This is a genomic window from Actinospineispora acaciae DSM 45401 (assembly GCF_000620785.1).
In the GTDB taxonomy this organism is placed as follows: Bacteria; Actinomycetota; Actinomycetes; order Mycobacteriales; family Pseudonocardiaceae; genus Pseudonocardia; species Pseudonocardia acaciae.
Map to the genome: position 1 here is coordinate 110,786 of NZ_JIAI01000014.1, position 21,110 is coordinate 131,895.

The following is a 21,110-nucleotide window of genomic DNA, read 5'->3' on the forward strand; positions in this document are numbered from 1 at the left end:
GCGACCGAACCCCCTCGAGCCGAGGGCCTGACCAGGCGTGCCCGGTCACGCTACTCGTCGACGTCGCCAGCGGGCCAACTGTTATGCCGAGGGCGAAGGCCAGAACCGGTGCCAGTCCTCGGGGGTGAGGGCGTGCGGGTCGAGGCCGGCGGCGGTGGCGGCCTGCTCGGCGGTGCGTACGGACGCGGCGAAGGCACGGGCGGCGGCGCGCAGCTGCTGCTCCGGGTCGGCTCCGGTGAGCTTGGTGCGGGCGATCAGGTTGAACAGGCCGTCACCGTTCATCAGCAGGTCCTCGGGCAGGCCCGCCCTGGCCGCCCGCGACACCAGCTTGGCGGCCAGCGCCACCGCGGGCTGGCCGTGCGCGACGCCGTCCAGCGCGGACCGCCTGCCCTTCTGCACGCGCTTGAGCTCGTCCCAGCGGCGTTCCAGGTCGCTCGCGCTGCCCGCCCGGTCCGCGCCGAACACGTGCGGATGCCGCTCCACCAGCTTGCGCACCAGGTCGGACGCCACCTCGTCGATGCCGAACACCGCCGCGTCGGGCGGGTACGGCGCCACCCCGCCCTCGGTGGCCACCCTGGCGTGGAACAGCACCTGCAGCAGCACGTCCCCGAGCTCCTCGCGCAGCGCCGCCCGGTCCGCATCGTCCACCGCCTCGTGCAGCTCGTACGCCTCCTCGATGAGGTACGGCAACAGCGTGACGTGGGTCTGCTCGGCGTCCCACGGGCACCCGCCCGGCGAGCGCAGCCGGTCCATCACGGCGACCGCGTCCAACAACGCGGCACCGTCCGGCTCCGGCGTGCCCACCACCGCGTCCGCACTCTCCACCAGCGGATGGTCGGAGTCCGAGGTCAACAGCGCGCACGAGTCGCCAGGCCACTCCGTGACCGGCCCAACCGGCGCCGGGATCCCGGCCGCTTCAGCCAGCTCGGCGGACACCGACTCGTCGGCGACCACCCGCTCGGCCGCGCGCAGCGCCGGCAGCGCGGCGGCCGGGAGCACGGCGCCCATCCGGGGGGAGACAACGATCAGAGTTCGGGACATCGATCACCAGCGTAAGGCCTGGCCAACCCGTGAGTGGTTAGCGTTGCTATGACAACGCTAACCACTCACGGGTTCTGACCAGCGGTTTTGACGATCATGCTGGTGGCCTGGTCGGTGGGGAGAACCATCAGCTTGACCGGGTCCCAGGCGCCGTAGCGGGGGTTGATCCGCACGCCCAGCTCCTCGGACAGCGGTTGGGTGAGCCGGCGACCGATCACCTCGAGGGACCTGTCGTCGAGCCGGGAGACGGCGCTCAGGTTCGGGTCGGTCACGGGCGGGCCTTCGAAACGGCGGTCGGTGACGCGCAGGACCGTCCACTGGCCGGTGGTGGTGCTCTGGGAGGCGACGACCTGGCCGGCCGGCGTGCCGAAGATCGGCTCGGTGGCCAGGGTGGGGGCGGCGGCGGCGCGTAACGGCAGCCCGCGCAGGGCGGTGTTCGCGTCGCCGGTGGCGAGCACGGCGTCGGCCTGCGCGCCGCCGGCCGCCAGCCGCCGCGCGGTAGCCTCGGCGTCCTGGCGGGTGGCGGTGGCGACCATGTCGACGGTGACGATCAGCCGGTCGAAGTACTTGGTGGCCAGCGCCTTGGCGATGATCCGGTCGCGGACCATGTCCCGCTTCGACTCCTGGTCGATGAGGAACTGGCCGGCCAGTTGGGCGGCCACGGCCGGCTTGTTCAGCTCGGCGTCGACCTGCGCCTCGTCGACGACTATGCCGTCGCGCCGGGCGGCCTCGCCGTAGACGATGTGCTGCACGTCACGGGTGACCATGAGCTGGGCGATGTCCGCCGGGGTGCCACCGAGCTGGGTGACCCGCTGCGCGACCTCGGGCTTGGCGTACACGCTGTCCACCTGGCGCTGCACGGTGGACAGCGACACCGCGTCGGAGCCGACGATCGCCGCCGACCCGGCCTGCCGCGGCCCCTCACCGCACCCGGCGAGCGTCGCGCACGCCGCGACCAGCCCGATGAACGAAATCAAGACGCGCTTGTGGTGGATCAGCACGGCCGTACCTTCTCACGCCTGGGTTATCACGACGAACCGACACCCTGGCCGGCCAGATTGGAGATCAGCTTTGTGCACCAGTCGAGCAGGTCGGTGTCGCGCAGTGGCGCCGTCCCCATCCGCCGGCCGCCGGTGCCCGCGTCGCCCTCGGACGGGCGGGGCACCACCACCGTCTTGGCCGCCGCCTTGTACGTGGCGCGCGGGTAGAGCCGGCGCAGCCGCAGCTGGGCGGAGTCCGGCAGCTCCAGCGGGGCGACCCGGATCGAGGTCCCGCCGAGCGCCACCTCGCTGACGCCGAGGCGCCGGCAGGTCTGCCGGAACCTGGCCACCGCGATCAGGTTGCGCACCGGGACCGGCGGGGTGCCATACCTGTCGGTCAGCTCCTCGTCGATGGCGGCCAGCGCGTCCGCGTCCGCCGCCTCGGCGATCTTGCGGTAGACCTCCAGCCGCAGCCGCTCGCCGGTGACGTAGTCGTGCGGGACGTGCGCGTCCACCGGCAGCTCCACCCGCACCTCGGCCAGCGTCTCCACCTCGGCGCTGTCCGGGCCGGCCGCGCCGCTGTGCTTGCGGAACGCCGCGACCGCCTCCCCCACCAGCCGCACGTACAGGTCGAAGCCGACGCCGGCGATGTGCCCGGACTGCTCGGCGCCCAGGATGTTGCCAGCGCCCCGGATCTCCAGGTCCTTCATGGCCACCGCCTGGCCCGCGCCCAGCTCGGAGTGCTGTGCGATGGTGGCCAGCCGGTCGTAGGCGGTCTCGGTGAGCGGCGACTCCGGCGGGTACAAGAAGTAGGCGTACCCGCGCTCGCGGCTGCGTCCCACCCGCCCGCGCAGCTGGTGCAGCTGGGACAGCCCCAGGTTCTCCGCGCGCTCCACGATCAGCGTGTTGGCGTTGGAGATGTCCAGCCCGGTCTCGACGATCGTGGTGCACACCAGCACGTCGAACTCCCGGTGCCAGAACCCGGTGACCGTCCGTTCCAGCAGCTCCTCGTTCATCTGCCCGTGCGCGACGGCGACCCGCGCCTCCGGCACCAGCTCGCGCACCGTGCGGGCGGCGCGCTCGATCGACGACACCCGGTTGTGCACGAAGAACACCTGGCCGTCGCGCAGCAGCTCGCGGCGGATGGCGGCGGCCACCTGCTTGGTGTCGTAGGCGCCGACGTAGGTCAGCACCGGGTGGCGCTCCTCGGGCGGGGTGGCGATGGTGGACAGCTCGCGGATGCCGGCCAGGCTCATCTCCAGCGTGCGCGGGATCGGCGTGGCGGACATCGCCAGCACGTCCACGTGCGCGCGCAGCGCGGTGATGTGCTCCTTGTGCTCGACGCCGAAGCGCTGCTCCTCGTCCACGATGACCAGGCCGAGGTCCTTCCAGCGGATCCCGGTCTGCAGCAGCCGGTGGGTGCCGATCACGATGTCCACGGTGCCGTCGGCCATGCCGGCGACGGTCTGCTCGGCCTCCAACGGGTCGGTGAACCTCGACAGGCCCTTCACCGTGACCGGGAACGAGCGCATCCGGTCGGTGAACGTCCGCAGGTGCTGGTCGGCCAGCAGCGTGGTCGGCACCAGCACGGCGACCTGCTTGCCGTCCTGCACCGCCTTGAACGCCGCGCGGACGGCGATCTCGGTCTTGCCGTAGCCGACGTCACCGGAGATCACCCGGTCCATCGGGACCGGCTGCTCCATGTCCGCCTTGACCTCGTTGATCGCGGCCAGCTGGTCGGGCGTCTCGGTGAACGGGAAGGCGTCCTCCAGCTCGCGCTGCCACGGGGTGTCGCGGGCGAACGCATGTCCGGGGGAGGCCTTGCGCGCGGCGTAGAGCTGCACCAGCTGGGCGGCGATCTCCTTGACCGCCTTGCGCGCGCGGCCCTTGGTCTTGGCCCAGTCGCCGCCGCCCATCTTGTTCAGCGCCGGCACCTCGCCGCCGACGTAGCGGCTCACCTCGTCCAGCGCGTCGGTGGGCACGAACAGCCGGTCCGCCGGCTGGCCCCGCTTGCTCGGCGCGTACTCCAGGACGAGGTACTCCCTGGTCGCGCCCGCGACGGTGCGCTCGCGCATCTCGATGAACCGGCCGATGCCGTGCTGGTTGTGCACCACGAAGTCGCCCGGCTTGAGCGCGTCCAGCTCGACCGCGTTGCGCCGCCGGGAGGCCAGCTTGCGGATCTCGCCGGTGGCCGCCCTGTTGCCGGTCAGGTCCGCCTCGGTGAGCATCATCAGGCCCAGCTCGGGCGCGGTGAAGCCGTCCGAGAACACGCCCGTGGCCACCGTGACCAGGCCCTTCTCCGGGGCGTCCGGCAGGCCGTCGGGGGCCAGCCTGGCCGGGATCTCGGCCTCGCCGAGCTGTTCGACGGCGCGCTGGGCGGTGCCGGCGCCGGGGAGCAGAAGGACCGCCGCGCCGCCGCCGGTGGTGTGCTTGCGCAAATCGGCCAGGGCTCGGGGCATCTCGCCGCGATAGGACTCCACGGCGTGGAAGCCGGGGCGGATGACCTGCTCGTCGGCCGGTTCGTCGGCGTCTTCGTCGGTGTTGAACGGGCTGAGCGTCCACCAGTGGCGGGCGCTGGCCAGCGCGTGCTCCTCGATCTCGTCCAGGTCCCGGTACGCCGAGGAGCCGAGGTCGATCGGCGCGGCCGCGTCGGTGCCCGCCGCCGCCAGCCAGGACGCCTCCAGGAACTCCTGGCCGGTGCGGACCAGGTCGGAGGCCCTGGTGCGGATCCGCTCCGGGTCGATGACCAGCACGTGCGCGCCGCGCGGCATCAGGTCGGTGAGCAGGTCCAGGCTGCCCTCGCAGAGCACCGGGATCAGCGACTCCATGCCCTCGCTCGGGATGCCCTCGGCGAGGCGGCCGAGCAGCTCGGCGAGCTGGGCGTTGTTCGCGTGCTCCTTGGCGAGCGCGGCCGCCTTGTCCCGGACCGCGTCGGTGAGCAGCAGCTCCCGGCACGGCGGCGCGTACAGCCGCTCCACCTTGCCGATCGTGCGCTGGTCGGCGACCGCGAACTGGCGCAGCTCGGAGACCTCGTCGCCCCACAGCTCCACCCGGACCGGGTGCTCGGCGGTGGGCGGGAAGACGTCCACGATGCCACCCCGGACCGCGAACTCGCCGCGCCCGGTGACCATGTCCACCCGCTGGTAGGCCAGCTCGACCAGGCGGTGCAGCAGCTCGTCGAAGTCGTGCTCGTCGCCGGGCGCGAGCTCGACCGGCTCCAGCCGGCCCAGCCCCGGCGCGATCGGCTGGATCAGGCTGCGCACGGCGGCCACCACGACTCGAAGGGTCGGGTCCCCTCGGTCCAGCCGGTGGAACAGCGCAATCCGCCGCCCGACGGTGTCGCTGCGCGGCGACAGCCGCTCGTGCGGCAGCGTCTCCCAGGACGGCAGCACGGCCACCGCGTCCCCGCCGATCAGCTCGGCCAGCGTGGCGCCGAGGTCCTCGGCCTCCCGCTCGGTGGCGCACACCGCGAGCGTGGCCGGGATGCCGTCCACGCGGGCCAGCGCGCCGGCCACCAGCGGGCGCAGCGCGGCCGGTCCCTCGACGCGCAGCGTGGCCCGGTCGACCGAGTCGATCAGCGCGCTCAGCCCGGCATCGGCGAGCGCGGCGCTGAGCAGGCCGGAGGCGGCAGGGGTGACAACAGCGGACACGGGTGTTCCTTCACGGGCGCGGGACGCGCTGGCTGGGCGCATGCGGACAGACTCCTGCCTGGGACGAGTACCCCGGCAGGAGCCACATACCCAGCGTACGACTCGTCCGGAACCACTATCTGACCGGCCGGTCGGGCGAGGAGTTGCGGAGACTTCTGAATAAGTTCAGAATTGAGTCGTGACGACTACCGAGGTGCAGTGGAGCGAGCTGCAGCGCGACCCCAAGGGCGTGGCCGCGCTGGCGGACAAGGGCGCGGTTCGGGTCCGCCGCCGCGACGGCGACGCGCTGCTGCTGATCAAGGAGGAGCAGGCGAGGCAGTCGACCCAGGGCGCGCTGATCGCCGCCCGCACGTTGCGGATCTGGGCCCGGCTGCAGCCGGATCAGGTGCGCGAGGTGTTGCGCGAGGAGTTCGCGTGGCTCGACCTGCTGCCGGTGGACGGCCAGGCCGAGTTCGTCACCGACTTCGTGCGGAAGGTCGAGACCGCCAGCGAGCTCAACCGCTGGTCCGTCCTCGAACAGATGATGTACGAGTGGCGCTCCACCGCGGAGATCTACGCCGATCCGGAGCTGTTCCAGGCCCTCACCCGGCCGATCGACGGTGAGGATCACGGGCCGGTCCCGCCACCGGTCATGGACTGAAACCGGTGCCGGCCAAGCGCGGCGACCGGGTTGCCCCACCGGCTCGGCATCCGAAGGCGACGGAGTAGTCGGGGCTCGCCCGTACCCTGGGTGTCATGACCGAGCGGGAGCCGGAGCTGGACTGGGCGCTGCGCCGCCCGCACCCGGCGCTGCGCTCGTTGGTCTCCCGCTACATCGGCTACCACCAGCGCGGGGTGACCCTCCCGGTGCACCGGGGCCTGCCCAGCGAGCACATCACGCTGATCATCAGCCTTCGGGAACCCGTCCGGTTGATCGACATGCCGTCCTCGGACCAGCGGCCGGACAGCTGGCAGGGCTTCGTCAGCGGCCTGCACGCCGGCCCGGCGCTGATCGCGCAGGACCCGGAGCAGGCCGGGGTGCACCTGGAGATCAACCCGATGGGCGTGCGCACCCTGCTCGGGGTGTCGGCCGCCGAGCTCTCCGGGCGGGTGATCGACCTCGCCGAGCTGCCACGGCCCGCGCTGGCCGACCTGCCGGAGCGGCTGCGGGCGGCGCCGGGCTGGGCCAGCCGGTTCGAGCTGGTGGACCGGGCGCTGCTCGGCTCGGCGAGGGCGGCCGCCGCGCACCAGCCGCCCGGCGAGGTGGGCTGGGCCTGGCGGCGGCTGCTCGGGTCCGGCGGCGCGGTCGCCGTGAGCGAGCTGGCCACCGACGTGGGCTGGAGCCGGCGGCACTTCTCCGAGCGGTTCTCCCGCGAGGTCGGGCTGAGCCCGAAGCAGGCGGCCAGGGTGGTGCGGTTCGGCCGGGCCGCCGCCCTGCTGCGCCGGCTGCCGCCGGGCGGGCTGGCCGAGGTGGCGTACTCCTGCGGCTACTTCGACCAGGCGCACATGAGCAACGAGTTCCGCGCCCTCGCCGGCTGCAGCCCGCGCACCTGGCTGGTCGAGGAACTCCCGTTTCTCCAAGACGCGGAGGTCATGGGCGCGCCAACCTGAGCGGCATGAGCGAACCAGATCCGACCGTGTGGCCCGCGCTTCGCTACGACGACGCCCCGGGCGCGCTGCGTTTCCTCGTCGACGTGCTCGGCTTCCGCGAGGCGCTGAGGGTGCCCGACGACGACGGCGACATCGTGCACGCCGAGCTGCGCTGGCCGGAGGGCGGCGCCGTGATGCTCGGCTCCACCAAGCACTGCGAGGGCCCGCACGCCCTCATGTCCGCCGGCGCCAACTCGGCCTACGTGGTCACCGACCGGGTGGACGCGGTGTACGCCAGGGCCAAGGCCGCCGGCGCGGAGGTCGTCAGCGAGCTGGAGGACACCGACTACGGCTCGCACACCTTCGGCCTGCGCGACCCGGAGGGCAACCTCTGGACGTTCGGCACGTATCGCGGCGCACCCTGAAGCCGTCGACAATTTCGGCGAAAATTTGGCACAGTGAGACGGACCGGTCGTGCGCACCCTCGACCGCCGCGTTTCATGGAGGAATTTGTGGAACCCGCGCCACTGGCGCCGAAAATCGCCGACTTCTACATGACCCAGAGCGTCTTCTCCGAGCCGAACGACCTGGTCGGGTACTACCCCGACCTGCCCGCCGACCCGACCGCACTTGCCGGGATCGTCCGAAACCTGCTGGTCCACCGCCTGGAGGGCGAGCTGTTCGACTACCGCATCCCGCCCGACCGGCTGCGCGACGACGCCGAGACCCGCTATGTGGACGACATCCTCAGACTTATTACCGGGCGCGACGGCGCGCCGCTGACCTCGCCACGCCGGCTCGACGACCGATTCGTCGGAATTTGCCGCGACTTCGCCCTGCTGCATTGTTCGTTCCTGCGTCACGCCGGGGTTCCGGCGCGCATACGATCCGGCTTCGCGGACTATTTCGGCGACACCGGCTTCCACTTCGACCACGTCGTGTGCGAGTACTGGGACGAACGGCACGGCTGGCGGCTGGCCGACCCGCAGCTGGCCGACCCCTCGGCGGCCGGCTCGCTGGGTGTCGACTTCGACCACATGGACGTGCCCAGGGATCGGTTCCTGGTCGCCGGCGCGGCCTGGCGGTCGATCCGGGCCGGTGAGGCGGACCCGAACACGTTCGGCCTGCCTCCCGAGGAGGGCGGGCTGGTGGGCGAGTGGTTCGTGGCCGGCAACGTCCGGCTGGACCTGGCGATGATCAACAAGGTGGAGCCGCTGCTGTGGGACATCTGGGGTCCGGAGGTCACCGACGGTGAGCGCCTCGCCGCCGAGGATTGCGAGCTGTACGACCGGGCGGCCGCGCTGACCGTCGGGGACGTGCCGTTCGAGGCGGCCAGCGCCCTGTTCACCGGAAACGACGCGTTGCGGACGCCCAGAACGGTCCTGACCAGGCCCGTGTACGGCTCACCGCGCGAGGTTCTGCTGCGCGGCTGACCGCGTGTTGTCGGGCCGAGCCGGGCTCGCCGGGACGTCCGACTCACCTGTCAAAAAGCCCGACTCACCCTGTCAAAATCCCCGACTCGCGGTGCGGTCATAAGTGCGGGCGGTCACGTTTCCTTACCTGGGTGGTAGGGGTGGGCGGGAGCGGGTGGGGCGGGTGGCGGGGTCGGGGGGTATGGCGGCGGGGCGCTCGGAGAGGGCTTCTAGGGCTAGGTCCACGGCTTTGGCGAGTTGGGGGTCGCGGTCGGCGACGTGGTCGGCGGGGGTCATGACCACCTCGACGTCGGGGGCCACGCCGCCGTTCTCCACCGACCACTGCAGGTTGTCGAACCAGAACGCGTAGCGCGGTTGGGTCACGAGCGTGCCGTCCACGAGCTGGTAGCGGCTGTCGATGCCGATCACGCCGCCCCAGGTGCGCTCGCCGACCACCGGGCCGATACCGACGCGCTGGAACGCGGCGGTCACGATGTCGCCGTCCGAGCCGGCGAACTCGTTGGCCACTGCCACCACCGGCCCGCGCGGCGCTTCCAGCGGGTAGGTGGTGGGCTGGCCGTGGCGGATCATGTCCCAGCCGATCACCCGGCGGGACAGCTTCTCGATCACGAGCTGGGACAGGTGCCCGCCGCCGTTGTAGCGGACGTCCACGATCAGGCCCTCGCGCGCGGTCTCCCGGCCGAGGTCGCGGTGCAGCTGCGCCCAGCCGTTGGCCACCATGTCCGGCAGGTGCAGGTAGCCCAGCCGCCCCTCGGAGCGGTCCGCCACGAACGCGCGCCGGCCGGCCACCCAGTCCTGGTAACGCAGCTGCTCGTCGTCGTCCAGCGGCAGCACCACCACCCGGCGGCGGGTGCCTGGGGCGTCGGCGGGCTCGATGGTCAGCTCGGTGGGCTGGCCGGCGGTGCCGACCAACAGCGGCGCCGGCCCGGCCGTCGGGTCGACCGGGTGCCCGCCCACCGCGAGCAGCACGTCGCCGGCGCGCACGTCCACCCCGGGCGCGGTCAGTGGGCTGCGCGCCCTCGGGTCGGACGACTCGCCGGGCAGCACCCGCGCCACCCGCCACCTGCCGTCCTCGCCGCGCTCGATGTCCGCGCCGAGCAGCCCCGGCAGCTCTCCCGAGCCGTACCCGCCGCGCGGCGAGACGTACGCGTGCGAGGTGCCCAGCTCGCCCTGCACCTCCCAGAGCAGGTCCACCAGGTCGTCGTGGCTGCCCACGCCGTCCACCAGCGGGCGGTAGCGGGCCAGCTCGCCGGCCCAGTCCACGCCCGCCATGTCCGCGACCCAGAAGTGGTCGCGCATCAGCCGGCCGGCCTCGTCGTACATCTGCCGCCACTCGGCGGTCGGGTCGACGGTCACCGAGATCCGGCCGGTGTCGATGTCGAACTCGTCGGAGCTGTCGTCGCCGGGCTTGTCCGAGCCTTGACGGTCGGTGCGCAGCACCCGCAGCGCGCGCCGGTCGCGGACCACCATCCGGGAGCCGTCCCCGCTGACCTCGAAGGCGTCCGCCGGGTCGGCGATCCGGTCGTGCCGGCGCCGGACCAGGTCGAAGCGCTCCAGCACCGGGCGCGGCCCCTCGGCGCCCTCGGCCAGCCCGTCGCCGAGCACGCCGGTCGGGGTGGCGCGCAGCCACAGCAGGCAGTCCTTGCCGGCGCGCAGCCGGTAGTACCTGGCCTCGGACACCGGCAGCGCCACCACCCGCTCGGGCAGCCCCTCCGGGTCGACCCGCACCTCGGGCGCGTCGACGTCCTTCTCGGTGTCCTTCGCGGCGTCCTTGGCGTCCTTCTCCTCCGCGTCCTTCTCGGTGTCCTTGGCCTTGTCCTTGTCGTCCTTTTCCTTGTCGTCGTGGTCGTCGGCGCCGTTGGGCGGCCGCCCGTCCGGGGACGGACCGAACGGGGACGGTGTGCGCGCGGACAGCGGCACCAGGAACGGGCGGCAGCCGTTCGGGAACGACAGGTCGAACGAGTGCGCGTCGTACACCGGGTCGAAGCTGCGGTAGGACAGGAACGCCAGGTGCTTGCCGTCGGTGGTGAACACCGGCGAGGTGTCCACGAACCGGGTCGGCGTCACCGCGACCGGCACCGGTGAGTCGTCGGTGACCTTGGCGATCAGGATCCGCCGCATGCCCTGCTCCACCGGGTCGGACCAGGCCAGCCAGGCGCTGTCCGGGGAGAACGCCAGGCCGGTCACCTCGCCGTCCGCGCCCCTGGCCAGCTCGGTGAACCGCTCGGCCGCCACGTCGAACACCAGCAGCCGCCCGTCGTGGCAGGCCAGCGCCACCCGGGAGCCGTCCGGCGCGCAGGCCAGCTCCAGTACCCGCCCGATCTCACCGGCGCCGTACCTTGCCGGCTCCGGCTGCTCCTCGCCGTCGCTGTGGCTGTCGCCGTCGGTGAGCGGGCCGCCCGCCAGCGCGTCCTCGCCGTCCACGTCCGTGATCCAGACCGCCCAGTCCTCGCCGAGCGGGCGTGCCAACCGGTGTCGCACGCCGGGCTCGCTGGCCAGCGTCCTGGCCGGGCCGTCGCGGTGGGTCAGCCGGTGCACGGTGCCGCGCACCCCGACCACGCTGAGCCGGCCGGTCTTGTCCGGCACCGCCGTGGACAGGTGCCGGGCGGCGCTGATCTGGTAGCGCGCCCTGGCCGTGCGGGGGCCGCCCAGGCGCACGTCCAGCCGGCGCGCGGGCGCGTCCAGGCCGTCCAACAGCCACAGCTGGCCGCCGGACTCGTACACCACCGTGGTGCCGTCGCTGGTCGCGTGCCGGGCGTAGAACGGCCAGCGCTCGGAGGCGTCGGCGGGCTCGGCGGCCGATCCGCCCTCGGCGCCGTGATCGGTGTGCCGCCGAAGGTCGGTGCCGTCCACCGCGACCGAGTAGACGTTCCCCCAGCCCTCGTGGTCGGACAGGAACGCGATCCGGTCCCCGACGAGCATCGGCGACTCAATGTTGCCGTTCAGCTCCGGCAACAGCCGGGCGAACTCGTCACCCCCGGAAGGACGCCACCAGAGCTTGCCGGCGGTGCCGCCCCGGTAGCGCTTCCACCAGGCCGGCTCGCGGGACATCACGGCGGACAGCAGCACGGTGCCGGTCGGGCCGCCGGCAAGGTTCGCCACCGGCCCGTAGGGCAGCACCCGGGGCGGGCCGCCGTCGGTCGGGACGGCGTGCGCCCAGGTGCGGCGGGAGGACGGCTGGCCGGTCGCGGTGATCGCGACGACCTCGTCCTGGTCGGTCCAGCCCAGGGTCAGCGTCTTGGGGTCGCCCCAGTAGGTCAGCCGGGTGGCCAGGCCGCCCTCGGTGTCGGCCACCAGCACCTCGGGCGCGCCGTCCCGCCGCGATGTCCAGGCGACCCTGGCGCCGTCGTCGCTCAGCCGGGGGTTGCGGACCGGTTCCTGGTCGGCGGACAGGCGATAGGCCCGCCCGCCGTCGACCGGGGCGAGCCAGACGTCGTTCTCCGCGACGAAAACGAGGGACGAACCGCGCAGGTGGGGGAAACGCAGGTAGGTGGGCGAACCGGATGCCATGACCTGACGGTAATCGGCTGGCTCATCGGTCGTGCGTGCGGAGTAGCGGTCGGTGCGGCAGACCCGCCCTCACAGCGGGTGCGGGCATAGTTGGGGGATGGTTCGAGGCTGGTTGGTCCGGCTGGTCGCGGTGGCCGGTGTGGTCGCGGTGGCCGGGTGCACGGCGTTCGCGGCCGGTGGCGGCGGCTCGTCGGCAGGCGGCGCGGGCGGCGCGGCGGCGAGCGGCGTGAGCGTGTCGAACGGCGGCGGTGGCACGGCGGCCGGCCGTCCGGTGCCCAGGGTCGCGGCGCCACCGCTGCGGGTGGAGGAGGTAGCCGGCGGGTTGGAGAACCCGTGGGACCTGGCGTTCCTGCCGGACGGGCGGCTGCTGGTCACCGAGCGGCCGGGGCGGCTGGTGCTGCTGTCCGGTCCCATGCCGGGGGCCGAGGCCCGGCCGGTGGACGCCGACTTCGGCGACCTGCTGGCCAAGGGCGAGGGCGGGCTGATGGGCCTGGCGCTGCTGCCCGACTTCGCCGGCTCGCGGCGGTTCGTCACCTGCCAGACGCACACCGAGGGCGGCCAGCCTCGGGACGTGCGGGTCGTCGTCTGGGAGCTGTCGCCCGACTTCGCCAGCGCGCGGCGGGTGCGCGACCCGCTGGTCGGCGGGCTGCCGCTGAACCCGTCCGGGCGCCACTCGGGCTGCCGGCCCGCGCTGGCCCCGGACGGCACGCTGCTGATCGGCACCGGCGACACCGCGCGCGGCGCCTTCTCCCAGGACCGGACCAACCTGGGCGGCAAGGTGCTGCGGGTGGACCCGGCCACCGGGGCGCCGGCCGCCGGCAACCCGTTCGCCGGGTCCGCGAACCCGAACGAGCGGCTGATCTGGACCTACGGCCACCGCAACGTGCAGGGCGTGGCGATCCGGCCCGGGACCGACCAGGTGTTCGTCGCCGAGCAGGGCCCGGACTACGACGACGAGGTCAACCTGCTGGCGGGCGGGCGGAACTACGGCTGGGACCCGTCCCGGGGCGGCACCGTCGGCGGCTACCAGGAGACGGTGCCGATGACCGACCTCACCCGGTTCCCGGACGCGGTGCCGGCCAGGTGGAGCTCGGGCGAGACCACCGAGGCCACCGCCGGCGCCGCGTTCCTGTCCGGGGGCCGCTGGGGCACGCTGGAGGGCGCGCTCGCGGTGCCGGCGCTCAAGGGCTCCAAGCTGCTGCTCATGACCCTGGCGCCGGACGGCACGGCGGCCGAGCTGCGGGTGCCCGCCGAGCTGGACGACAAGTACGGGCGGCTGCGCAGCGCGCGGTTGTCGCCGTCCGGCGACCTGTATCTGACCACCGACAACGGCTCGTCGGACGTGGTGCTCCGGGTGAGCGCCGGATAGGCCGGCAGCCCCGGGCTCACGTCAGCCGGTCGCGGCCCCTCGGGACACCCGGCGCTCGTTCTCGTCGCCGGGGGACGCCGGGCGCTCGTTCTCGTCGCCCCACCGCTCCCAGGACTCGACGGCGTCCTCTTCGTCGTCGTCATCCACCGGTGGCGCGGCCGGGGCCTCGTCGCGGACCTCGTCCTCGTCGGCCGTCTCCTCGTCGGCGAACTCCGGCCAGCCGAACTGGTCCTCCGCGTCCGCGTCGTCGTCCCGGCCTGACAGCTCGCTGTCCCACCGGTGGTCGGCGGGCTCCTCGTCGATCGGCTCCTCGACCGGGTCGCCGGCCGTCGCCAGGTCGTCCCACCGGGCCGGCGGGCGCTCGTCCTCGACGTCGTCGAGCTCGAACCCGGCCGGGATGTCGTCGTACTCGACGGGCTCCGGGGCGTGTCGGGTCTCCGGCCGCTCGTGCGGCTCGTAGGCGACCGGTTCGGCCGGCTCGTACGGTCCGCTCGGCTCGTACGGTTCGCTCGGTTCGCTGGAGAGGGTGGACGGCACGTTGGCGGGCAGCCAGCCGTCGGCGTTCCCGGCGCTCGACGTGTCCGGCTCCCACCGCTCGCCGGAGGCGAGACCGGGCGGTCGCTGGTCCGGCCGCTCGTCGAGCGGCGGGACGGCGCGCAGCCTCGGTGGCGTCCTGGGCTGCTCGGGCGGGTCCTCGCGGTCGGCGAACGAGTCGGGCGGTCCCTGCGGGCCGGGTGCCGGGCCACTGGGCACCAGCGACAGCGGCGGCCCGGAGCGCGGCGGCTCCTGGTTCGCCGGCGGGACGGGACGCCCGTACTGGTCACCGGCCGGCGGCCGCGAGCCCAGCAACCCGATCGACGGGTCGGGCGGCCTCGGCCCGAGCGGCGCCGGCGGCGTCGGCAGCCTGAGCTCGCTCAGGTCGGACAGCTCGGTCGCGCCGGACAGGTCGATGCGGGCGGGCGGCTCGCGCGGCGCCGACGGCTCGGGCGGTTCGATCAGCGCGTGCGCCGGTCGCCTCGGCGGTTCCGGGGGCAGCGGCCCGGGTCGGCCCACCGGCGAGATCGGCCTGGTCTCCCTCGGACGGTCCGGCGGACCCGGTCGGCCCATCGACTCCCCGACCGGCCGCGACGGCGTGTTCATCGCCGTCCTCATCGCGGCCGCCGCCGGCGACTGGTCCGCGCCACCCGGGAACGAGCCGGGCGGCGGAACCAGGCGGTCGGCGGGGGGCAGCGGGATCGCCGTCGTCACCAGCGACTCGTCCGCGCTCGTCGACGTCACCGAACCCATCGGAATGGCCGTCGTCGCCAACGATTCGTCCGCGCTCGTCGACGTCACCGAACCCATCGGGATCGCGGTGGTCGCCAGCGACTCGTCCACGCTCACGCTCTCGTTCGACGACTCGTCCGGCTCCTCGTTCGGGTCGTTCGGGGTCACCGACCCCATCGGGATCGCCGAGGTCGCCAGCGACGCACCCGCGTCCTCGTCCTGCGACCGCAGCGACCCCATCGGGATCGCCGACGTCGCCAACGACTCGTCCACGCCGCTCTCGCCGGACATCACCGACCCCATCGGGATCGCCGAGGTGGCCAACGACTCGTCCGGGCCCTCGTTCGACGTCACCGAACCCATCGGAATCGCGGACGTCGCCAGCGACGCACCCGCGTCCTCGTCCTGCGACCGCAGCGACCCCATCGGGATCGCCGACGTCGCCAACGACGCACCCGCGTCGGCTTCGGGCTCGTCCGGTTCCTCGTGCAGCGCGTGAGCCCCCGACCGGGCGCGCGTCGGCTGCAGGGCGTGCGTGCCCGTCGACGCGACCGGCTCAGCGGCGCGCTCCACCTCGGGCGCCGGCCGGCCCGCGTCCGGAGCCCTCCGCTCCACGTCCGGAGCCCTCCGCTCCGCGCCGGGAGCCCCCTGGCCCGCGCCGGCAGGCACCTGGCCGGCGCCCGGAGGCACCTGGCCCGCACCGGGCGCGTCACGGTCGGCCTCGGCCACGTCCCGGTCCGGGTCAGGCCCGGGCCGCTCGGTATCGGGCGGATGCCGGTCCGCGGCGAGCGCGTGCCGCTCCGTCTTGGCGGCCACCCGGTCCGCGTCGGACACCGCCGGTGCGGCGGGCGGCTCGGCGGCGGGCGGCGCGTCCTTGATCCTGGCCACCACGTCGGTGGGCTTGTCGTCCTCGGACGGCGCCGGGGGCTCCGAGGGCTCCGTGAGCGCGCGACGCCTGCGCGAGCTGCGCTCCACCGCCGCCGCGAACACCAGCGACAGCATCAGCCCGAACACCAGCGTGACCACGAACACCTGGATCCCGGTATCCCGGATCGGCGGCCCCGTGGTCGGCGGCATCGTCGCGTCCAGCCGCAACCCGGCGTTCGGCGGGATCACCCGCTCGGTCTCCAGCGTGTTGAGCGCGGCGTTCAGCCGGGTGTTCGCGGCCCCGATCCGGTCGAGGGCCTGCGTCGCGCCGTCGCCGCTGGCCTTGATCGTGATCATCGGGCTGCCCGGCCGGCCGGACACCGTGTACGGACCCGCCGGGCGACCGGCGCCGGGCTGCATCTTGCCGATCAGCCGGCCGGCGACCTCGCCGGGGTTGACCTGCGGGCTGCCCGCCCGGGCCTGCACGGCGGCCTCGGCACCGCCGGTGACGCGGTACACCGCCGTCGCGTCGTAGCTGGCCGGCATCTGGGTGTACGCGAGCCACGCGGCCCCGGCCGAGAGCGCCACCATCGGCAGGAGGATGTACCAACGCCGAGCGGCCATGCCGAATGCGGCGAACACGCCCACCCGCCCACCCCTCTCGGGTCGACTACGGACGCGAAGAGTACCTGTTCATTTACTAGCCGTAGTAACAGGGGCCTCAGGCAAAAGTATCCGACGGCCGCATCCGCGCCGTGATCAGGGACGGTTCCGGAGCGTCACGACGGGGTTGGGCCATACGGGCTCTCGCCGGTCAGCGGCGCCATGCCGAGCACCAGCCGGGTCACGTGGAACGCCTCGGCGTACCGGGCGTGACACTGCACGCCGCGTAATCGCGCCAGCCCGGCCGCGGACTCCGCGTCGAACGACGGCCGGTCCCGCTGCGAACCGTAGTGCTCCAGCATCTTGTCGATCTTCTCACGCAGCACCGGCTCGGCCAGCGGCGAGTACAGCCTGGGCTGGTACAGGTCGCCGTCGTGCTGGACGATCTCGTAGCCGAGCACCAGGTGGTCCGGGAACGCCACCTGCACCAGCTCGGCGACCACCCTGCGGTCCTGGTGGCCGTCGTGTCGCGCCGGCCCGAAGACCAGGCCCGGCTCGGCGCGCGCCCGCTGGTCCTCCAGGGTCCGCTTGACCCGTTCCCAGCGGTCCGGCAGCTGGCCGACCGGCAGGTCCAGCACGGTCACCCTCAGTTGCGCTCCGGGACAGAAGGCCGCCAGCGCGGCGCGCTCCTCCTCCTCGCGCAGGCTGCCCCCGCCGGTGAGGGTCATCGCGCTGACCTCGATGCCCGGCCTGGCTCGGCACAACTCCAGCAGCGTTCCGCCGCAGCCGAGCACGATGTCGTCACAGTGCGCGCCAACCAGGGCCACGCTGTCCAGCCGCTCGGGAAGCAGGGTCAGCACCTCGCGAAACCACCTCGTCGAACACGATCGGCGGTCGCTCCGCCGATTCCGGCGGGCAGTATCTCACCCCGTAGGGGGACACCCCATTCAGCGGAGTGCACCACCACGTAGCGAAATCGGACGGCACCGTCAGCCGAACGGGCGTCGGCCCTGTTCCTCGGGCGGAGTACCGATACCGGAGAGTCCGTGCCACGCCAGGGCCACCAGGTGCGCGGCCACCTCGTCGCGGTGCGGCCGGCGCTCGTCCAGCCACCACTGCCCGGTCAGCGCGACCATGCCGACCAGCGCCTGGCTGTACAGGGCCGCCAGCGAGGCGTCGATGCCCCGGCTGGCGAACTCCCGCCCGAGCACGTGCTCGACCTGGCCGGCGATGTCGCCGAGCAGGCTGGAGAACGTGCCGTAGCCGTCCGGCGAGTCCCTGACCAACACCCGGAACCCGCCCGCGTTCGCGTCGACGTAGCCGAGGAACGCCTCCGCCGCCCGCCGCAGCAGCTCACGGGGATGGTCGTCCGCGTGGTCGGACAGCGCGCTGGTGATGTCGTCGAGGAGGTGCCGCATCTCGCCGCTCACCACGGCGGCGTACAGCCCTTCCTTGCCGCCGAAGTGCTCGTACACCACCGGCTTGCTGACCCCGCCGCGCTGCGCCACCTCCTCGATGGAGGCGGCCGCGTACCCCTTCTCGGCGAACAGCGCGCGAGCCACCTCGATCAGCTGCTCGCGGCGTTCGCTGCCGGTCATCCGGACCCGCGCCGCGCCGGTCCCGCCCGCCGGCGAGACCCCGTTGCGGCGCGGGGCGGAGATGGACATCAGGCGCGGCTGCGCAACTTCGCCAGCCTGGACGTGGTCGGCCAGCGCACGTCGCGGGCCCAGCCGAACTTCTCGAACACCCAGATCAGCCGCGCCGAGATGTCGATCTGGCCGCGCAACACGCCGTGCCGGGCGCAGGTCGGGTCGGCGTGGTGCAGGTTGTGCCAGGACTCGCCCATGCTCAGGATGGCCAGCGGCCAGAAGTTGCGGGACTTGTCGCGGGACTTGAACGGCTGGTGGCCGATCATGTGACAGATCGAGTTGATCGACCAGGTGATGTGGTGCAGCACGCCCATCCGGACCACGCCGGCCCAGAAGAAGCCGGTCAGCGCGCCCCACCAGGACCAGGTGATCAGGCCGCCGATGACCGCCGGCAGCACCAGGCTGGCCACCACCAGCCAGGCGAAGCTGTTGCTCACGCGCATGATCGCCCGGTCGGCGAGCAGGTCGGGCACGAACCGGCGCACGTTGGTCTCGGCGCGCTCGAACAGCCAGCCGAAGTGGGCGTGCACGAAGCCCTTGGCCACCGCGACCGGCGAGGTGCCGAACAGCCACGGCGAGTGCGGGTCGCCCTCCTTGTCGGAGTACGCGTGGTGGCGGCGGTGGTCGGCGACCCAGCGGATCACCGAGCCCTGCACCGCCAGCGAGCCGGCGATGCCGAGCAGCACCCGCAACCAGGTCTGCGCCTTGAACGACTTGTGGGTGAAGTGGCGGTGGTAGCCGACGGTCACGCCGAGGCAGGCGATGACGTAGAACACGATCATCATGCCCAGGTCGTGCCAGTGGATCCCCCAGCCCCAGGCGGCCGGCACGGCGGCCACGAAGGCGACCATGGGGACGATGACGAAGGTGTAGATCAGGACGTGCTGCCACGTGGGTCGCTGGCCGTCCACGATCGGTTGGGGCCCGGCGAGGGCCTCGGCGGTGGTGTTGGCCATGTCGATGGTCACCTCTGCGCGGGGAGAGCGGGCTGGGTTACGGTGCCGTAACCTACGCAAGCGTAGGTTAGCGCCGCGCCCGCCGACACCCCTCACGGCGTGTCGTGTCCTACGGCGTGTCGGAGTCGCCCCCGGGGTGGCCGGAGCCGCCCGAGCGGCGTGTCACCATGAAGCAGTGGGAGAATCCGGGCGGATCACCGTCGATCTCCCCGATCCGCCGTGGTGTAAAGGCAGCACCTCGGATTTTGGTTCCGATGGTCCAGGTTCGAATCCTGGCGGCGGAGCGCTGGCCCCAGCGCTCAGGCGGCGAAGCCGAGCGCCCGCATGTAGGCCCTGAACGGCGGCTCGGCCGGGATGACGCGGCCGGCCTCGAACTCCAGGACGTCCGAAGGACGCACCCCGCTGCGGTCGGCCAGCTCCGCGACGGACACCCCCTTCATCGCACGCACCTCGCGCAGCAGCCGCGCCATGTCCTCCGCGTCCTCCTGGGGGCCGTTCGGTGACGTCATGGATGCTCCGTTCGCTGTTCGGTCTACGACTCGTCACCACTATGCCGGCGCGCAGCCGTGCGACCAGACGGGGTTCGGCGAGCGGACGGGCAGAACCCGTGAGTGGCTAGGGTCGCTATGGCGGCCCTGGCCACTCACGGGTTGGGTGCCGGGCGGCTGATCATCCGGACGCGGGTGCCGTTCGGGGTGCCACGGACGTTGAGCGATGCCGTGCACGCGCGCATCAGCGGCAGCCCGCGCCGGCGGTTCTCGTGCCACTCCGGCGACGGCCGCCACGAGCCGTTGTCCCGCACGGTGATGACCAGCTGTCGTTGGCCGGGGCCGGCCGGCAGGCATCTGCCGCGCACCACCACCCTGCCGGCCACGCCCTCCGGGTAGGCGTGGTCGCTCACGTTGGACACCGCCTCGCTGACCGCGAGCAGTAGGTCGTCGGCGTCGTCGCCGGGCCATTCCAGCTCGCGGAACCAGTCCCGGAACATCCGGCGGACGATGGACGGCGCCATGGCATCGGCGGCGAGCACCCGACGCACCAGTAGTTCTCGGCGCACCCCGTGCGCCAACCCGATGTTCATCAGCGGCACACCAGCTTACGATCGGCTCCCACCCGTTCGCCGCCTGGAGTACCCGGTGCATGCGGGGAAAACTCATCGCGGCGGCGCGTCTTTCGGGACGAATCGAGGCCGGGTGACGCCCTTCACGGCCTTGGCCGCTACCAGCCCCGGTCGCCGCTGGTGCGGCGGAGCTTGGGGGGCCGGCGGTCGCGCGGGCGGCGGCGGTCCGGGGTGCCGCGCGGACGGGGGATCTTCGCCGTCGGCGGTGACTTCGACGCGGACGGCGGGGGCTCCGGAGGGTTGAGCACGGCGATGAGCTCTTCGGTGGTCACCGTGCTCGGTTCGCCGTCGGGGGTCTGACGGCGTGGTTCGGCCTCACCCCGGGTGGGCCGGGCGGGCCGTGCACCGCGCCGGCGCGACCGCCCCAGGCCGCGCAGCATCGCCGCCGCGACGATCACCGACACGGCGAAGAGCAACAGCGTGATCGGCACGTGGTAGCCGCCGATCGAGATCAGCCGGGCGGCCGGCGCGGTGGACGGCGGGAACAGCGCGTAGTCCACCAGCCCGGTGCTCTCCAGGTACTCCATGTGCCGGCCGATGAACTGGCTGGCCTCGATGGCGAACTGCCTGACCAGCTCGTTCTGCGTGCCCGAGCGGACGCCCTCGACCAGCGGCATCACCTCGCCGTGCGCGGAGCGCACCAGGTTGACGAACGTCTTGTCGTAGCCGGCCGGTGACGCCTCGGCGATCTGGTCCATCCAGACCTTCTGCTGGTCGCTGGGCTGGCTGGGCAGCACCACACCGAGCCGCTCCGCGACCGAGCGCAGCGAGGCGTCCAGCTGGGCGTGCTCGACGCCGAGCTTGCGGCCGACCTCGCGCACCGCCGGGCTGGCGGCCCGTTGCGCGGCCTGCTCGCCGGCCGGCCCCTCCCAGAGGTTGGCCTGCCGGACCTTGATCAGCATGTCCCGGTCGGAGGCGCCGAGCGGCCCCCACCGGGTGTCGGTCATGCCCCCGCCGAACAGCGACGACAACGACTGTGGAGCGGACGGGGAGCGGCCGGCCAGCACTATGGAGACGAGTGTGGCCACCAGGACCGAAGCGAGAACCGTCCAGCGTACGAAGCGGACAGCGGGGAGCACCGCTAGAAACCTTTCTGT

The 21,110-nt window shown here is 73.1% G+C and carries 16 protein-coding genes and 1 tRNA gene; 6 read left to right on the forward strand and 11 right to left on the reverse strand.

Annotated elements, in window-relative coordinates; genetic code table 11:
* Nucleotides 1-81: 81 nt before the first annotated feature.
* The 3 genes from N912_RS0139635 to mfd all read right to left on the reverse strand — a co-directional run bounded on the left by N912_RS0139635 (nt 82) and on the right by mfd (nt 5,713).
* Nucleotides 82-1,041, reverse strand: coding sequence for a nucleoside triphosphate pyrophosphohydrolase (locus tag N912_RS0139635; RefSeq protein ID WP_028926796.1), 960 nt, complete (start codon nt 1,039-1,041; stop codon nt 82-84).
* Between the two features lie 65 nt (nt 1,042-1,106).
* A complete protein-coding gene (locus tag N912_RS0139640) occupies nt 1,107-2,042 on the reverse strand; it encodes an aldehyde dehydrogenase family protein (protein WP_028926797.1) in 936 nt (311 codons plus the stop codon).
* A 26-nt stretch (nt 2,043-2,068) separates the two neighbouring features.
* On the reverse strand, nt 2,069-5,713 hold the full coding sequence (gene mfd / locus N912_RS0139645; RefSeq protein ID WP_084211642.1) for a transcription-repair coupling factor: 3,645 nt from the start codon (nt 5,711-5,713) through the stop codon (nt 2,069-2,071).
* 136 nt (nt 5,714-5,849) lie between these two features.
* Here mfd and N912_RS0139650 point away from each other — a divergent pair, with 136 nt between their 5' ends.
* The 4 genes from N912_RS0139650 to N912_RS57520 all read left to right on the forward strand — a co-directional run bounded on the left by N912_RS0139650 (nt 5,850) and on the right by N912_RS57520 (nt 8,673).
* On the forward strand, nt 5,850-6,311 hold the full coding sequence (locus N912_RS0139650; protein WP_156994314.1) for a hypothetical protein: 462 nt from the start codon (nt 5,850-5,852) through the stop codon (nt 6,309-6,311).
* Nucleotides 6,312-6,406: 95 nt separating this feature from the next.
* Entirely contained in the window at nt 6,407-7,261 is an 855-nt protein-coding gene (locus N912_RS0139655; RefSeq protein ID WP_037068974.1) for an AraC family transcriptional regulator, read from the forward strand.
* A gap of 5 nt (nt 7,262-7,266) precedes the next feature.
* A complete protein-coding gene (locus N912_RS0139660) occupies nt 7,267-7,665 on the forward strand; it encodes a VOC family protein (protein WP_028926801.1) in 399 nt (132 codons plus the stop codon).
* A gap of 87 nt (nt 7,666-7,752) precedes the next feature.
* Entirely contained in the window at nt 7,753-8,673 is a 921-nt protein-coding gene (locus tag N912_RS57520; RefSeq protein ID WP_211261558.1) for a transglutaminase-like domain-containing protein, read from the forward strand.
* Nucleotides 8,674-8,796: 123 nt separating this feature from the next.
* Here the strand turns inward: N912_RS57520 and N912_RS0139670 are convergent, their stop codons facing one another.
* Complete coding sequence (locus N912_RS0139670) at nt 8,797-12,183, reverse strand: S41 family peptidase (protein WP_028926802.1); 3,387 nt, start codon at nt 12,181-12,183, stop codon at nt 8,797-8,799.
* Between the two features lie 97 nt (nt 12,184-12,280).
* On the opposite strand from N912_RS0139670, the gene N912_RS0139675 reads away from it, so the two are divergent.
* On the forward strand, nt 12,281-13,552 hold the full coding sequence (locus tag N912_RS0139675; protein WP_084211644.1) for a PQQ-dependent sugar dehydrogenase: 1,272 nt from the start codon (nt 12,281-12,283) through the stop codon (nt 13,550-13,552).
* 21 nt (nt 13,553-13,573) lie between these two features.
* Here the strand turns inward: N912_RS0139675 and N912_RS0139680 are convergent, their stop codons facing one another.
* The 4 genes from N912_RS0139680 to N912_RS0139695 all read right to left on the reverse strand — a co-directional run bounded on the left by N912_RS0139680 (nt 13,574) and on the right by N912_RS0139695 (nt 18,893).
* On the reverse strand, nt 13,574-16,333 hold the full coding sequence (locus tag N912_RS0139680) for a hypothetical protein (RefSeq protein WP_028926804.1): 2,760 nt from the start codon (nt 16,331-16,333) through the stop codon (nt 13,574-13,576).
* Nucleotides 16,334-16,464: 131 nt separating this feature from the next.
* A complete protein-coding gene (locus tag N912_RS0139685; protein ID WP_028926805.1) occupies nt 16,465-17,148 on the reverse strand; it encodes a PIG-L deacetylase family protein in 684 nt (227 codons plus the stop codon).
* Nucleotides 17,149-17,277: 129 nt separating this feature from the next.
* Nucleotides 17,278-17,886, reverse strand: a complete 609-nt coding sequence (locus N912_RS57525; protein WP_037069043.1) for a TetR/AcrR family transcriptional regulator — start codon at nt 17,884-17,886, stop codon at nt 17,278-17,280.
* Nucleotides 17,887-17,954: 68 nt separating this feature from the next.
* The gene (locus tag N912_RS0139695) at nt 17,955-18,893 is read right to left on the reverse strand and encodes an acyl-CoA desaturase (protein WP_037069045.1); all 939 of its coding nucleotides are present in this window, start codon (nt 18,891-18,893) and stop codon (nt 17,955-17,957) included.
* A gap of 213 nt (nt 18,894-19,106) precedes the next feature.
* On the opposite strand from N912_RS0139695, the gene N912_RS0139700 reads away from it, so the two are divergent.
* Nucleotides 19,107-19,177 (forward strand) — tRNA-Gln (locus N912_RS0139700).
* A gap of 15 nt (nt 19,178-19,192) precedes the next feature.
* Here N912_RS0139700 and N912_RS0139705 read toward each other — a convergent pair.
* The 3 genes from N912_RS0139705 to N912_RS61145 form a co-directional block, all read right to left on the reverse strand.
* A complete protein-coding gene (locus N912_RS0139705; protein ID WP_028926807.1) occupies nt 19,193-19,402 on the reverse strand; it encodes a helix-turn-helix domain-containing protein in 210 nt (69 codons plus the stop codon).
* A 134-nt stretch (nt 19,403-19,536) separates the two neighbouring features.
* The gene (locus tag N912_RS57530) at nt 19,537-19,974 is read right to left on the reverse strand and encodes an ATP-binding protein (RefSeq protein ID WP_156994315.1); all 438 of its coding nucleotides are present in this window, start codon (nt 19,972-19,974) and stop codon (nt 19,537-19,539) included.
* Between the two features lie 137 nt (nt 19,975-20,111).
* Nucleotides 20,112-21,041, reverse strand: coding sequence for a DUF4142 domain-containing protein (locus N912_RS61145; RefSeq protein WP_156994316.1), 930 nt, complete (start codon nt 21,039-21,041; stop codon nt 20,112-20,114).
* Nucleotides 21,042-21,110 lie beyond the last annotated feature (69 nt).